We start from the raw sequence: 14,171 nt of genomic DNA on the forward strand, positions 1-14,171 counted from the left end.
GATGAAGAAAGCCCTCTGCAGCGCCGTTGCACTAATGTGCGGACTTGCCGCGTCTTTGAGCACTGCGGCTCACGCCCAGACCGCAGTCCAGATCTACGGCATCGTCGACAGCGGCATCGCCCACCTGACCAACGTGAACAGCGCAGGCGATTCGATCACCAAGGTCCCGTCGCTGACCAGCTCCTTCCCCTCGCGCATCGGCTTCCGCGGCACCGAGGACCTGGGCAACGGCCTGCAGGCTTTCTTCGTGCTGGAAAACGGCCTGGCGCTCGATACCGGCACCCAGCAGCAGGGCGGGCGCCTGTTCGGCCGCCAGGCCAACGTCGGCATCAAGGGCGCCTGGGGCACGATCACGCTCGGCCGCCAGCAGAACATGACCTACATCTCCGGCCTCAAGACCGACGTGCTCGGTCCGCACCTGTTCGCGATCGGCTCGATCGATCCTTACCTGCCGAACGCGCGCAGCGACAATGCGATCGGCTATATGGGCAACTTCAACGGCTTCGTGCTGGGCGCGACCTGGAGCTTCGGCCGCGACGCCTCGAACGCCGGCGGTCCTGCAGCGACCAACTGCGCCGGCGAAGTCGGCGGCGACTCGAAGGCTTGCCGCCAGGTCACGGGCCTGATCGGTTACGAAACCAAGGCCTGGGGCCTGAACGCCTCCTACGACCAGCTGCGCGGCAATGTCGGCGCCGCCGGCGGCCTGACCGGCAGCGACAACACCGACGTGCGCAAGACCGTGAACGCGTATGTGATGTTCGGCCCGACCAAGCTGGGCGGCGGCGTGATCGCGCGCGACACCGATGCCAACGCGACGGTGGGCGATTCGGAATCGAACCTGTACTACCTGGGCGTGAGCCATCCGTTCGGCTCGTTCGTCGGCGACCTGCAGGTGGCGCGCCGCGACACCAAGGATTCGCCGAACGACGTCAACATGCTGGTGGCGCGCCTGACCTATGCGATGTCCAAGCGTACCTTCGTCTATGGCGCGGTTGGCCGGATGGACAACAAAGGCGCGTCGGCGGTGGCGCTGGATGCGGGCGGCAGCGTCGGTGCCGGCATGGCCCAGAACGGTGTGATGGCCGGCTTGCGCCATCACTTCTGATTTGCGTAGGGTGGGCACTCCGTGCCCACGCGGTGGTACGCGGCGGCGAGATCGTCGAGCACGTTATCGGAGCCGTTACGTATCACGCGTGGGCACGGAGTGCCCACCCTACGGTCAGTTCGAGTTTCTACACTAATAAAAGGAGACATACCATGAACCAAACCCGTCGCACCATCCTGCTCGCCGCCGCCATGCTCTACGCCGGCCTGGCCCACGCCGCCGAACCCCTGAAAGTGGGCCTGATCCTCCCCATGTCCGGCCCCTTCGCCTCGACCGGCCGCCAGGTCGACGCCGCCGTCAAGCTCTTCCTGCAAAAAAACGGCAACACGGTCGCCGGCCGCCAGGTCCAGGTCATCCTCAAGGACGACGGCGGCGTCTCGCCCGACGTCACCAAGCGCCTGGCCCAGGAACTGGTCGCGCGCGACAAGGTGCAGGTGCTGGCCGGCTTCGGCCTGACGCCGCTGGCCCTGGCCGCGGCGCCGATCGCCACGCAAGCCAGGGTGCCGATGATCGTCATGAACGCCGCCACCTCGATCATCCCGCAGCGCTCGCCCTACATCGTGCGCACCGGCCTGACGGTGGCCCAGGTGACGGCGCCGATGGCCGAGTGGGCGGCGAAGAACGGCATCAAGTCGGTGGTGACCCTGGTCTCCGACTACGGCCCCGGCATCGACGCCGAGAAGGTGTTCGTGAAGGACTTCGGCAAGGCCGGCGGCAAGATCGTCGAGGCGCTGCGCGTCCCGCTGCGCAACCCGGACTATGCGCCTTTCCTGGCGCGCGTGAAGGACGCCAAGCCGGATGCGGTCTTCGTCTTCGTGCCCTCGGGCGAGGGCGCCGCCGTCATGAAGCAGTTCACCGACCGCGGCCTGGCGCAGGCCGGCATCAAGCTGATCGCCACCGGCGACGTGCTCGACGACGACCTGATGCCGAGCATCGGCGACGCCGCGCTGGGCGTGGTCAGCAGCCACCATTATTCGGCGGTGCATCCCTCGCCCGAGAACAAGGCCTACGTCGCCGCCTTCACCAAGGCCAACCCCGGCATGCGCCCGAACTTCCACGGCGTGGGCGGCTATGACGGCATGCAGTTGCTGTACGCCGCGCTCACGAAGACCAAGGGCGACAGCGACGGCACCAAGCTGATCGAGGCGATGAAGGGCCAGTCCTGGACCAGCGTGCGCGGTCCGGTCAGCATCGATCCGCAGACCCGCGACATCGTCCAGAACGTCTACATCCGCAAGGCGGAAAAGCGCGATGGCGGCGTCTACAACGTCGAATTCGACACGATCGAGAAAGTGCGCGATCCTGGCGTGGAGTAAAGAATAACGAACGACATGAAGACACTGTATCTCCTGTGCGGCCTGCTCTGTGACGAGCGGGTCTGGGAAGCGCAAGCGAACGCGCTGCGGCCCGAATACCACGTGCGCGTCATCAGCTTCGGCAACGGCGAGGACACGCTTGCCGCCATGGCCGAACGCGTGCTCGCGGACGCGCCGGCCAGCTTCGCGCTCGCGGGCCACTCGATGGGCGGCCGGGTCGCGCTCGAAGTCTGCCGCCGCGCGCCAGAACGGGTGGAGCGCCTGGCCCTGCTCGACACCGGCTACGAAGCCGTGGCGCCGGGCGAAGCCGACAAGCGCGCGGTGCTGGTCGACCAGGCCCGGCTTGAGGGAATCGGTTCGATCGCCGCGGCCTGGGGCCTGCCCATGCTGGCGCCAGGCCACCGCGACGACCCGGCATTGGTGCAGGCCGTGTTCGACATGGTAGGGCGCATGTCGCCTGCCGTCTACGCGGCCCAGACGCGCGCCTTGCTCGCCCGTCCCGATGCGACAGGCGTGCTGCGCAGCCTGGCTTGCCCGACCCTGGTCCTGTGCGGCATGCAGGATGCCTGGAGCCCGCCGGAGCGGCACGAACGCATGGCCGCGCTGATTCCGGGGCGGCCGCAGGTACGCCTGGTCGACGACTGCGGCCACATGTCGCCGATGGAGCAGCCCGCGGCGGTGACAAGCGCGCTGCGCGCCTGGCTGGGAGCATCCATATGAACGAAACCTTCATTCGCCAGGCCTGCACCGACCTGATCGTGCGCTACGCCTACCTCAACGACGAGCGCCGCTTCGACGAGCTGGCGGCGCTGTTCACCGATGACGCCGTGCTGTACCGGCCGTCGGCGCCGCAGCAGGGCATCGCCGGCCGCGCCGCCATCCTCGAGGCCTTCCGCAAGCGCCCGCTTGAGACCATCACCTTCCACGTGACCAGCGACATCCTGGTCGAGGTGCAGGATGGCGAAACGGCGCAGGCCCAATCGCGCATCCTGCTGCTGTCGGCCGCCCGTCCGCTCGAAGCCGGCGCGCTGCCGTCCGAGCAAAAACCAGCGGTCCCGGGCGTCTTCCGCGACCGCTTCCGCCTGACGCCGCAGGGCTGGCAGTTCGCCGAACGGCGCGGCATGTTCTGGATTTAAAGAGAGAGATCGCTATGGCCAAGATTATCGGAGGTATCGGTACCTCCCACGTTCCCACCATCGGCCTGGCCTACGACAGGAAGCGCCAGGACGATCCGGCCTGGGCGCCGCTGTTCGAAGGCTACAAGCCGGTCGCCGCCTGGCTGGAAGAGAAGCAGCCGGACCTGCTGCTGTTCTTCTACAACGACCATGCGAACAGCTTCTTCTTCGATTGCTACCCGACCTTCGCGATCGGCGTGTCGCCGGAATTCGACATGGCCGACGAGGGCGCGGGCAAGCGTCCGCTGCCCGGCATCCTCGGGCACGCCGCACTGGCGCGCCACGTCACCGATTGCCTCGTCAACGAGGAATTCGACATGGCCGTGTTCCAGGACCGGCCGCTGGACCACGGCTGCAACTCGCCCCTGGGCCTGATGTGGCCGCACGAGCCGGCCTGGCCGGGCGCGATCCTGCCGATCGCGATCAACGTCCTGCAGTATCCGCTGCCCACCGCAAAGCGTTGCTACAAGCTGGGCCAGGCCGTGCGGCGGGCGGTCGAGTCCTTCCCGGAAGACCTGAAGGTCGTCATCGTCGGCACCGGCGGCCTGTCGCACCAGATCCACGGCGAACGCACGGGCTTCAACGACGTCGAGTGGGACGAGGAATTCCTGCGCCTCTTCGTCGAGGAGCCGCAGGCGCTGGCGGCCATGACCCACGCCGACCTGGTGCGGCGCGGCGGCGCCGAGAGCGTCGAGGTGATCATGTGGATGGCGATGCGCGGCGCGCTGACGGAGCAGATCGCCTGCATCCACCAGAACCACTACCTGGCGACGACCACCAACATGGCCGTGGCGATCTACGAGCAGGTCGAGGGCAGCGGACCGCCCCCAAGCCCGCCGAAGGCGCGCTCGAACGAGCAGCTGGCCGGGATCGAGGAGATCGACGGCACCTATGCCTTCGACGTCGAACACAGCGTCAAGGCCCTGAACCTGAACCGCTTCTTCTGGCGCCACCGCGAGCCGGCCTTCCGCGAACTGGTGGTGCGCGACCTGGACGCGGCCTTCGGGGAGCTGCGCCTGAGCGAGGAGGAGCGCGATCTCGTGCGGCGCCAGGATTGGCTGGGGCTCGTGCAGTATGGCGTGAGCTTCTTCGTGCTCGAGAAGTTCGCGCGCGTGCAGAAGATGTCGAACCTGCAGGTGTACGCGAAGATGCGCGGCGAGACCCTGGAGGACTTCCTGAAGACGAGGAGGGTGCCGGAATCGGCGTGAGGCGTGTTGCATCGATCGCAACAAGGGCTCATCATGGACGGATCGCCGCCTTCCAGGAAACGACCATGACCGAGAACCAGCCCACAACCGCCATCCACGTCCACGACCGCGCGCAGACCGCCGCCTTGCTCGATTTCGCCGAACTGGTCGACGCGCTCGCCCTCGCTGCGGGAGAGCTCGAGGCCGGCGCCATCCGCAGCCCGGAGCGCCTGGTGGTGCCCCTGGGCGCAGGCGCGGTCATGCTCAGCATGCCGGCGACGGCCGATGACATCGGCATCCACAAGCTGGTCAACGTCCATCCGGGGAACGGCCGTCTCGGCCTGCCCACCATCCACGGCGCCGTCACCGTGTGCGACGCGGCGACGGGCCGCATCCTCTGCGTGCTCGACGGCCCGGAAGTCACCGGCCGCCGCACCGCCGCCGTCACGCTGCTGGCGATGCGCCGCCTGCTGCCGCAGCCGCCGCGCCATGTGCTGCTGATCGGTACCGGCACCCAGGCCCGCTATCACGTGCAGGCCTTGCAGGCGCTGCATCCGCAGGCCCAGATCTGGATCCAAGGACGCACGGCGCAAGCCGCGCTGCGCTTTTGCGAGGAACACAAACAGCTGCGTCCTCTCGACGCCTCGGCCCCCGACATGGACGCGGTAGTGACGCTTACGACCAGCACCGAGCCTGTATACGACGCGGCGCCGCGGCCCGGGCGCCTGGTGGTCGGCGTCGGCGCCTTCAAGCCGGAGATGGCGGAGCTGGGCGCGGCGCTTCTGCACGGCAGCGAGCTGTATGCGGACGATCCGGCCGGCGCCCGCCACGAAGCCGGCGACCTGCTGCGCGCCGGCGTCGACTGGCCGCGGGTGAAGTCGCTGGGCGCGCTGCTGCGCGGTCCGGTCGATGAAAGCCGGCCCGCCGTATTCAAGAGTGTTGGTACCGCGGCCTGGGACCTGGCCGCCGCGCGGGTGGCGCTGCGTACGCTCGCGCGCCGGTAAGCGGTCCGGATTTCCCGGCATTTTTCACACGGATGAACTTCGTTCCATATCGTGAAATTTGCGCCTCATCAATCCCTCCGACTTTTCCCGTTTCGCAAAAGGCCTTCCCGTATGGCGAAACGGTCGCTATAAGCCATTGATCCTGAACGTAAAAAAGTTTTGACAACTCTTATATAAGACAGAAGATTCGCAGCTGTACTGGCCTTATGATGGACTCATCCGATCGCGGCCCGGCGGGTAGCACGAACCGGGCAGCGATACGAGCGCTTTCGAGTCATCTATTAAATGGAGTGTCATCATGTCCCAGTACCAGAACGATATCCAGTCCATCACCGCCCTGAAAGACAAGCAAGCAGGCTGGCACGCGATCAACCCGGAATCGGCGGCGCGCATGCGTGCCCAGAACCGCTTCCAGACGGGCCTCGACATCGCCCGCTACACCGCCGCCATCATGCGCCGCGACATGGCCGCCTACGATGCCGACCCCTCGCAGTACACGCAGTCGCTGGGCTGCTGGCACGGTTTCATCGGCCAGCAGAAGATGATCTCGATTAAAAAGCACTTCCAGACGACCGAACGCCGCTACCTCTACCTGTCGGGGTGGATGGTCGCCGCGCTGCGCTCGGAGTTTGGCCCGCTGCCGGACCAGTCGATGCACGAGAAGACCGCGGTCGCTTCGCTGATCCGCGAGCTCTACACCTTCCTGCGCCAGGCCGATGCCCGCGAACTGGGCGGCCTGTTCCGCCAGCTCGATGCGGCCGAAGGTCCGGCGCGCGCCGCCATCCAGGACAAGATCGACAACTTCGTCACCCACGTGGTGCCGATCATCGCCGACATCGACGCCGGCTTCGGCAACGCCGAAGCGACCTACCTGATGGCCAAGCAGATGATCGAAGCGGGCGCCTGCTGCATCCAGATCGAGAACCAGGTCTCGGACGAGAAGCAGTGCGGCCACCAGGACGGCAAGGTCACCGTGCCGCACGAGGACTTCCTGGCCAAGATCCGCGCCGTGCGCTACGCCTTCCTCGAGCTCGGCGTGGACGACGGCATCATCGTCGCCCGTACCGATTCGCTCGGCGCGGGTCTCACCAAGCAGATCGCCTACACCCGCGAGCCGGGCGACCTGGGCGACCAGTACAACAGCTTCCTCGATTGCGAGGAAGTCGATTCAAGGGCGCTGGGCAACGGCGACGTCGTCATCAAGCGCGACGGCAAGCTGCTGCGTCCGAAGCGCCTGCCGAGCAACCTGTTCCAGTTCCGCGAAGGCACCGGCGAAGCGCGCTGCGTCCTCGACTGCATCACCTCGCTGCAGAACGGCGCCGACCTGCTGTGGATCGAAACCGAGAAACCGCACATCGCCCAGATCGGCGGCATGGTGAACGAAATCCGCAAGGCCATCCCGAACGCCAAGCTGGTCTACAACAACAGCCCGTCCTTCAACTGGACCCTGAACTTCCGCCAGCAGGTGTACGACAGCATGAAGGGCGAGGGCGCCGACGTCTCGCGCTACGAGCGTTCGCAGCTGATGAGCGCGGAATACGACGACTCGGAGCTGGCGCGCGAAGCCGACGAACGCATCCGCACCTTCCAGGCCGACGCGGCGCGCGAAGCGGGCATCTTCCACCACCTGATCACGCTGCCGACCTACCACACGGCCGCGCTCTCGACCGACAACCTGGCCAAGGAATACTTCGGCGAGCAGGGCATGCTGGGCTACGTGGCCGGCGTGCAGCGCAAGGAGATCCGCGAGGGCATCGCCTGCGTCAAGCACCAGAACATGTCGGGCTCGGACATCGGCGACGACCACAAGGAATACTTCAGCGGCGAAGCGGCGCTGAAGGCCTCCGGTGCGGCCAATACGATGAACCAGTTCTAAGCCAAGGGCCGTTCACGGGCCCGCGGGAGCGGGCCTTTTTTATCGACCGTTCGACCCAGCGAGGAAACCAGATGAGCAATATGCAGCACGAACTCCAACACCTGCCCGCATCGGCCGGACTCGAGGCACGCACCGTTGGCCGCGTCGGCATCGTCGGCGCAAGCAGCACCGGTATCGGCATCGCCATCCAGTTGCTGGACGCCGGCGTTCCGGTCACCTTCTACGAAGCCGACGCGGCGGCGCTGGGCGCGGGACTTGCGCAGATCCGTTCGGCTTGGACGGACACGCATGACAGCCGCCTGGCGCTGCTGGCGGGGACGATCAACTTCCATCACCTGAAGGATGCCGACCTCGTCGTCGACGCAAGCGAAACGGAGGGCGGGGAGGCGCTGTTCCGGCGGCTCGACCAGACCACGAAACCCGGCGCGATCCTGGCGACGGCAGCTGCCGGCGCCGGCGTCGACCGCCTGGCCGGCGCTACCCGCCGCCACGGCGAGGTACTTGGCCTGCGGGTCGATCGCGCGCAGGTCTGGGAGCTGGTGCCGGGCAGGGACACGTCCGACCCGACCCTGGCCACCGTGGGTGCGCTGGCGCGCCGGCTGCACGCGCCGGCTGCCGCGCGCCGCTGAAACGGACGGCGCGCCAGCCAGGTATGCCTGAGCGTCAGGCGCGCTTGCGCCGCGCCGCGGCAACGCCCAGCATGGCAATGCCGAACAAGGCCAGCGAACCCGGCTCCGGAATATCGACCAGCCTGAATTGTCCGTTGCTGCTGACGAAGTAGTTGCCCGGGTCGTTGGCGAAATCGCCGCCGCCGCAGCCCGGGCCCGTAAAGCCGGCGAACTGGCAGGCCACTTCGTTCACCAGGGTGTCATGCGGGGAGGCGATCGTGTTGGCATTGGTGAAGCTCAGGGCGAGACGGGTGTTCGGCGACAGGCGTGCGCCGTCGGCCAGGGCAAAATAGCGCTCGTCCAGGCCGCCGACCGGCGCGGCCAGCAGGAGCAACTGGCCGCGGTTGATCGCCATGCCCTGGGCATCGACCCGGCCGCCGCCGCCGTAGACCTCGAAGCGGGCAATTTCGCGCCCCAGGTTCGCGCCGTAGTAGCCGGCTTCGGTGCCGTACTGGTGATTCACAGGATTCTGGTACAAGCGCAGCGTGCCGCCCGCATAGTTGATCGAACCGCCGTATTGTCCGACTCCGCTGGCGTCGAAGATGCCCGTGATATTCGCGCCCGGGAAAGTGATCGGGAACAGACGTCCATTGCTGTCGGCCTGGACGACGTTGAAGACGGCATGTTCGCGGAACGAGAAGCCGTTGCCGCCCGCGGCACTGGCCTGGATGAAGCTGTTGCCGTTGACGTCGAGCCATTCGTTGACCATCTGCCCGCTTTCGTAGCCGCCCCCGAGCGGGTTGAAGATCCAGTCGGCGAGCACGGTGCCGGCATTGGCGGCGCCTGCTGCGGCAGTGGAAAGGAGTGCGGCGAGGGCGAAATTTTTCAGAAGGGTCATGGCTGTCGTCGTCGGGGTGGTTGATGGCCCCTTCGGCTCAGCAAGGATCATGCCAAATATGCAATATTGTGAAAAATCAAGCACCTGTATGACACCCTGAGGGCTGTCGACATGGGATGTAAGCAAATCCGACAGGAATGCGTGCAAGCCGCATGGCGGCGTTCCGCTATCGCCTCCTTACGCCGCCGGCGCCACCGACGCCCCTTCGATCCCGTGCAGCTGCAAGGCCTGCGCGACGAAGCCCGACGCCTTCATCTCCTCGACGAACCGCGCCAGGAACGCCGCCGCCTCGGCCCCCCGGCTCTTCGGCACGCCCATCGCCTGCTGGATCACCATGAAGCGCTCACCCAGCAGGCGCAGGCCGCCGTGGCGGCGCGCATCATGTTCCAGCTGCTGCTTGACGCCGGCCGCGACTTCCGCGCCTGCCGCCAGGAAGGTGTCGACCACCGTGGGCGAGGTCGGCGAGCGCACGATCTGCGCGTGCTGAAGCGTGCGCGTCAGGTACAGGTCGTAGGCGCTGCCCTTGCCGACCACGACGCGGTTGGCGCTCATGTCCACTTCTTCGTTGCTGCGGATCGGCGAGTCTTCCTTCACCAGGTAGCAGCCCTCGATCAGCACATAGGCCGCGGTGAAGGCGATGTGTTCGCCGCGGACCGGGTCGATCGCGAAGAAACCGATGTCGGCGTCTTCGGCCACCACCACGTCCACCGACTTGCCGGCGGCGTCCACCAACACCAGTTCCAGTTCAACGCCCAGCCGTTTGGCGAATTCGGTCGCCAGGTCGACGGAGACGCCCGCGGCCTGGCCTTGCGCGTCGCGGTAGGCGAGGATCGGGTTGCCGAGGTTGATCGAGGCGCGCAGCTTGCCGGTGGGAGTGAAGGAGGACTGGATGGATGAGTGCATGGCGATCCCGGCGTAAGGTGTTGGTGAGACCCTGGCCCGCAGGATGGCCAGGGAGGGCCAGCCCGAGGATAGCATTGCCCGGGCCGTATGCGCCGCGAATGGCGGCGCTACGCGATCGGCCTGGCCGGGCAGGAGAAGGAGATGTCGTGTACGATTGATTCATCCATGGGACCCGTCCTCAGACAGATTCTTTATTGAGCGAAAAAAATCATGAGCACTGAAAGCAGCCTTAACGAAACCAACGACACCCAACTGCGCGCCGATGCTCTCGAATACCACCGCAGCCCCACGCGCGGCAAGATCGAGGTGATCGCGACGAAACCGCTGTCGAACCAGCGCGACCTGTCGCTGGCGTATTCGCCGGGCGTCGCCTATGCCTGCGAAGAGATTGCCGCCGATCCGGCGATGGCCGCCGAATATACCTCGCGCGCCAACCTGGTGGCCGTGATCTCGAACGGCACCGCCGTCCTTGGCCTGGGCAACATCGGACCGCTGGCCTCGAAGCCCGTCATGGAAGGCAAGGGCTGCCTCTTCAAAAAATTCGCCGGCGTCGACGTGTTCGACCTCGAGCTGGCCGAGAACGATCCCGATAAACTGGTCGAAGCGATCGCCATGCTGGAGCCGACCGTCGGCGGCATCAACCTGGAAGACATCAAGGCGCCCGAGTGCTTCTACATCGAGAAGCAGCTGCGCGAGCGCATGAACATCCCGGTCTTCCACGACGACCAGCACGGCACCGCGATCATTTCCAGCGCGGCCCTGCTGAACGCGCTGAAGGTGGTCGGCAAGGAGATCGGCCAGGTCAAGCTGGTGGCCTCGGGCGCCGGTGCGGCGGCGATCGCCTGCCTCGACATGATGGTGGTGCTGGGCGTGAAGCGCGAGCACATCTGGGTCACCGATTCGAAAGGCGTGATCTGGAAGGGCCGCGAAGCCAATATGGAAGCGAACAAGGCGCGCTATGCACAGGAGACCGACGCGCGCACGCTGGCCGACATCGTTCGCGACGCCGACGTCTTCCTCGGCTGCTCGACCGCGGGCGTCTTGAGCGGCGAGATGGTCAAGACCATGGCCGCGCAGCCGGTGATCCTGGCGCTGGCCAATCCGGAGCCGGAAATCCGGCCGGAAGTGGCGAAGGCGGCGCGGCCCGACTGCATCATCGCCACCGGCCGCTCGGATTATCCGAACCAGGTCAACAACGTCCTGTGCTTCCCCTACATCTTCCGCGGGGCGCTGGACTGCGGCGCGACGCGCATCACCGACGAGATGAAGCTGGCCTGCGTGTCCGCGATCGCCGAACTGGCCGAAGCCGAAGCGAGCGACGTGGTGGCCTCGGCCTACGAAGGTCAGGACCTGTCTTTCGGCCCCGACTACATCATCCCGAAGCCTTTCGATCCGCGCCTGCTGGCGGCGATCGCGCCGCGCGTGGCCGAAGCGGCCGCCGCTTCCGGCGTGGCCTCGCGCCCGATCGGCGACATGGCTGCTTACCGCGAGAAGCTGGCGCAGATGATCTACCACACCGGCTTCTTCATGAAGCCCGTGTTCGCCAAGGCCAAGGCCAACGGCCGCCGCGTGGCCTATGCCGAAGCCGACGACCGCCGCGTGCTGCGTGCGGTGCAGACGGTGGTCGACGAAGGCCTCGCCAAGCCGGTGCTGATCGGCGCGCAAGCCGCCGTCGAACGGGCGATCCGCGAGGCCGGCCTGCGCCTGAAGCAGGGCACCGACTATGAACTGATCGAGGCCGAGGGCGACACCACCCTGCAAGGCACGCGCCTGCTGAAGTCGGGCGCGGTCGACGCTCTGATCTGCGGCATGAAGGGCAGCTACGACAGCCACCTGGCGCACGTGCAGAACGAGATCGGCCTCGCGCCCGGCGCCGAAGTGATGGCCGCGATGAACGCGCTGGTGCTCGACAAGCTCACCCTCTTCATCGCCGACACCTACGTCAACGACCAGCCCAGCGCCCAGGAGCTGGCGGCGATCGCCCGCATGGCCGCCGCCGAACTGCGCCAGTTCGGCCTCGAGCCGAAGGTGGCGCTGCTGTCGCACTCCTCGCAGGGTTCGTCCGAGCGGCCGTCCGCGCGGCGGGTACGCGAAGCGCGCGCGCTGCTGGCGCAAAGCGCGCCGGACCTGGCGGTGGTCGGCGACGTCCACGGCGACGCCGCGCTGTCGCAGGAGATCCGCGACCTGTACCACGTCGACAGCGGCGCGGTTGGATTCTCCGGCAGCGCCAACCTCCTGGTTACGCCCTCGCTGGACGCGGCCAACATCCTGTTCAACGTGCTGAAGGTCGCCGCCGGCAAGGGCGTGACCGTCGGGCCGATCCTGCTCGGCGCGGCGAAACCGGTGCACATCCTGAGCCCGAGCGCCACCGTGCGCCGCATCGTCAACATGACGGCGCTGGCGGCATCCGGCATCCGCGAAGGCGAGGGCTAAGGGGCTAGGCGTCGGCGCCGGCGCGAGCCTGCTGCACCAGTGCGGCATGCTCGCGCTCCTTGAAGCGCTGCACCAGTTCGGCGAAGGACATCGGCCGCCCGAACAGGAAGCCCTGCGCGTACTCGACCCCGCGTTCGCGCAAGAAAGCGGCTTGCGCTTCGCTCTCGATGCCCTCGGCGATCATGCGCAGGCCCATCGAGCGCGCCATGGCGATGATGTGGCCGACCACCAGGCTGATCGGGGCGCCGGTGCCGATCGCCTCGATGAAGGAGCGGTCGATCTTCAGGAAATCGAGGTCGAGCGACTCGAGGTAGGACAAGCTCGAGTAGCCCGTGCCGAAGTCGTCGATCGCGACCTCGATGCCCTTGTCGCGCAGGGAGCCGATGACTTCGCGCGCCGAACTCAGGTTCAGGAAGCCGCGCTCGGTGATCTCGACGATCAGGTTCGCGGGCTGGGCGCCGCAGTCCCTGATCATGACGCACAGCCGGTCGACGATGGCGCAGGAGTGCAGGTCGTCGGCCGACAGGTTCAGCGCAATGTGAAAGTCCGGGTGCACGGTCAGGAAGTGGCAGGCGTCGTGGGCGACCAGGCGCAGCACCCGTTCGGTGATCCTGGTGATCAGCTTCGATTGCTCGGCGACGGGGATGAAGAGGTCGGGCCCGACCAGGGTGCCGTCGGCGCGGCGCCAGCGCAGCAGGGCTTCTGCGCCGACCCATTCGCCGGTCTGCAGGCGCACGATGGGCTGGTAGCACAGGAAGAATTCGTCGCGGCGCAGGGCGCTCCGTAGCGCCGCTTCCATCGACAGCTGGCGCCGCGCCAGCATCAGGATCGCCAGCGCCACCACCAGGCCCGCCAGCAGGGCGGCCGGCACCAGGCGCCTGGCGATGGCGTCGGCACGCCGGTCGAGCTCCGCCAGCGGAACGGCGGCGACGGCGACGAACTGCGTCTTGTGCGAACGAAGCACCGACACGACGAAACGCGTGTCGGTGAAGCGCGCCTCGAAACCCGTGCCGAGCTTTTGCAGCCAGGCCGGGTCGACCGGCCCGCGGGCGATCGGCAGGCCCAGGCCGCCCACGTGCAGCACGCCGAGCGCGACGCCGGGCACGTCGGTCCAGACATCGATCGGCAGGTCGCGGTGGATCAGGGCGACCTGGTCGTCGCGGCCTACCGCCATCAAGGGCAACTGGCCCGGCCGGCTGAGGGGGATGTCCTGGTAGATGGTGACCCCGGCCGAGGTGCGATAGCCCGGCTGGCCCAGGGCCATGGGGGCGCCGCCCATCGACGAGCAGACGATGCTGCCCTCGCGTACGTAGCCGACGGCCTGCAGGTAGCTCGAGCCGAGATCGATCTGGCGCATCAGGTCCAGGGATTCGGCCGAACAGGGCGCGAAGCCGGACTGCTTGAGCTGGCGGAAGGCGGCGTCTATCTGCTGCGCGGTGCCGTCGGTCCGGCGCAGCACGTCCATGGCATAGCGCCGCACCTGCTCCGACTCGGCGACATAGGCCTGGCGCCGCGCTTCCTGCAGCGCGAGCCAGGGCGGCAGCGCCACCACGCCCAGCGCCAGAAGTACCGTCAAGCCCAATCCTATGCGTGCGCGCATGTACTCCCCCTTGGACTGAATGGCGCAGCGGCCCGCCGCTGCCCGGTCCGTTGGGGCGAAGCCGAT

At 67.2% G+C, this 14,171-nt stretch carries 12 protein-coding genes; 9 read left to right on the top strand and 3 right to left on the bottom strand.

The genetic code is table 11. The features are described from left to right. The first annotated feature begins 1 nt into the window (after position 1). From ACFPQ5_RS08720 to ACFPQ5_RS08755, 8 genes are all read left to right on the top strand, one after another. Positions 2-1,105, top strand: a complete 1,104-nt coding sequence (locus tag ACFPQ5_RS08720) for a porin (protein WP_379753655.1) — start codon at positions 2-4, stop codon at positions 1,103-1,105. A gap of 152 nt (positions 1,106-1,257) precedes the next feature. Then, the gene (locus tag ACFPQ5_RS08725; RefSeq protein ID WP_379753657.1) at positions 1,258-2,421 is read left to right on the top strand and encodes an ABC transporter substrate-binding protein; all 1,164 of its coding nucleotides are present in this window, start codon (positions 1,258-1,260) and stop codon (positions 2,419-2,421) included. 15 nt (positions 2,422-2,436) lie between these two features. After that, positions 2,437-3,141 (top strand): alpha/beta fold hydrolase, encoded by a 705-nt coding sequence (locus ACFPQ5_RS08730; protein ID WP_379753660.1) that lies wholly within the window; start codon positions 2,437-2,439, stop codon positions 3,139-3,141. Next, on the top strand, positions 3,138-3,557 hold the full coding sequence (locus tag ACFPQ5_RS08735) for a nuclear transport factor 2 family protein (protein WP_379753663.1): 420 nt from the start codon (positions 3,138-3,140) through the stop codon (positions 3,555-3,557). The genes ACFPQ5_RS08730 and ACFPQ5_RS08735 overlap by 4 nt, the downstream gene beginning before the upstream one ends. Before the next feature lie 14 nt (positions 3,558-3,571). Beyond that, on the top strand, positions 3,572-4,804 hold the full coding sequence (locus ACFPQ5_RS08740; RefSeq protein ID WP_379753666.1) for a gallate dioxygenase: 1,233 nt from the start codon (positions 3,572-3,574) through the stop codon (positions 4,802-4,804). Positions 4,805-4,869: 65 nt separating this feature from the next. Further along, the gene (lhpI, locus tag ACFPQ5_RS08745; protein WP_379753669.1) at positions 4,870-5,787 is read left to right on the top strand and encodes a bifunctional Delta(1)-pyrroline-2-carboxylate/Delta(1)-piperideine-2-carboxylate reductase; all 918 of its coding nucleotides are present in this window, start codon (positions 4,870-4,872) and stop codon (positions 5,785-5,787) included. A gap of 298 nt (positions 5,788-6,085) precedes the next feature. Next, entirely contained in the window at positions 6,086-7,663 is a 1,578-nt protein-coding gene (locus ACFPQ5_RS08750) for an isocitrate lyase (protein WP_379753672.1), read from the top strand. Positions 7,664-7,734: 71 nt separating this feature from the next. Beyond that, the gene (locus ACFPQ5_RS08755) at positions 7,735-8,292 is read left to right on the top strand and encodes a 3-hydroxyacyl-CoA dehydrogenase NAD-binding domain-containing protein (protein WP_379753675.1); all 558 of its coding nucleotides are present in this window, start codon (positions 7,735-7,737) and stop codon (positions 8,290-8,292) included. Positions 8,293-8,326: 34 nt separating this feature from the next. Here ACFPQ5_RS08755 and pepA read toward each other — a convergent pair whose 3' ends face one another. After that, the gene (pepA, locus tag ACFPQ5_RS08760; protein ID WP_379753678.1) at positions 8,327-9,169 is read right to left on the bottom strand and encodes a flocculation-associated PEP-CTERM protein PepA; all 843 of its coding nucleotides are present in this window, start codon (positions 9,167-9,169) and stop codon (positions 8,327-8,329) included. A gap of 177 nt (positions 9,170-9,346) precedes the next feature. Then, complete coding sequence (locus ACFPQ5_RS08765) at positions 9,347-10,072, bottom strand: ABC transporter substrate-binding protein (protein ID WP_379753681.1); 726 nt, start codon at positions 10,070-10,072, stop codon at positions 9,347-9,349. 210 nt (positions 10,073-10,282) lie between these two features. Here ACFPQ5_RS08765 and ACFPQ5_RS08770 point away from each other — a divergent pair, with 210 nt between their 5' ends. Beyond that, positions 10,283-12,505, top strand: a complete 2,223-nt coding sequence (locus ACFPQ5_RS08770; RefSeq protein ID WP_379753684.1) for an NADP-dependent malic enzyme — start codon at positions 10,283-10,285, stop codon at positions 12,503-12,505. Positions 12,506-12,509: 4 nt separating this feature from the next. Here ACFPQ5_RS08770 and ACFPQ5_RS08775 read toward each other — a convergent pair whose 3' ends face one another. After that, entirely contained in the window at positions 12,510-14,081 is a 1,572-nt protein-coding gene (locus ACFPQ5_RS08775) for an EAL domain-containing protein (RefSeq protein WP_379753687.1), read from the bottom strand. Positions 14,082-14,171 lie beyond the last annotated feature (90 nt).

Origin of the sequence: Massilia suwonensis (genome assembly GCF_042655665.1) — a bacterium.
In the GTDB taxonomy this organism is placed as follows: Bacteria; Pseudomonadota; Gammaproteobacteria; order Burkholderiales; family Burkholderiaceae_D; genus Telluria; species Telluria suwonensis.

Bases quoted from the DNA above. Each gene is read 5' to 3' on its own strand.
- lhpI (WP_379753669.1), top strand. From the start codon at position 4,870: ATGACCGAGAACCAGCCCACAACCGCCATCCACGTCCACGACCGCGCG.
- ACFPQ5_RS08755 (WP_379753675.1), top strand. From the start codon at position 7,735: ATGAGCAATATGCAGCACGAACTCCAACACCTGCCCGCATCGGCCGGA.
- ACFPQ5_RS08720 (WP_379753655.1), top strand. From the start codon at position 2: ATGAAGAAAGCCCTCTGCAGCGCCGTTGCACTAATGTGCGGACTTGCC.
- ACFPQ5_RS08750 (WP_379753672.1), top strand. From the start codon at position 6,086: ATGTCCCAGTACCAGAACGATATCCAGTCCATCACCGCCCTGAAAGAC.
- pepA (WP_379753678.1), bottom strand. From the start codon at position 9,169: ATGACCCTTCTGAAAAATTTCGCCCTCGCCGCACTCCTTTCCACTGCC.
- ACFPQ5_RS08765 (WP_379753681.1), bottom strand. From the start codon at position 10,072: ATGCACTCATCCATCCAGTCCTCCTTCACTCCCACCGGCAAGCTGCGC.
- ACFPQ5_RS08725 (WP_379753657.1), top strand. From the start codon at position 1,258: ATGAACCAAACCCGTCGCACCATCCTGCTCGCCGCCGCCATGCTCTAC.
- ACFPQ5_RS08735 (WP_379753663.1), top strand. From the start codon at position 3,138: ATGAACGAAACCTTCATTCGCCAGGCCTGCACCGACCTGATCGTGCGC.
- ACFPQ5_RS08770 (WP_379753684.1), top strand. From the start codon at position 10,283: ATGAGCACTGAAAGCAGCCTTAACGAAACCAACGACACCCAACTGCGC.
- ACFPQ5_RS08730 (WP_379753660.1), top strand. From the start codon at position 2,437: ATGAAGACACTGTATCTCCTGTGCGGCCTGCTCTGTGACGAGCGGGTC.
- ACFPQ5_RS08740 (WP_379753666.1), top strand. From the start codon at position 3,572: ATGGCCAAGATTATCGGAGGTATCGGTACCTCCCACGTTCCCACCATC.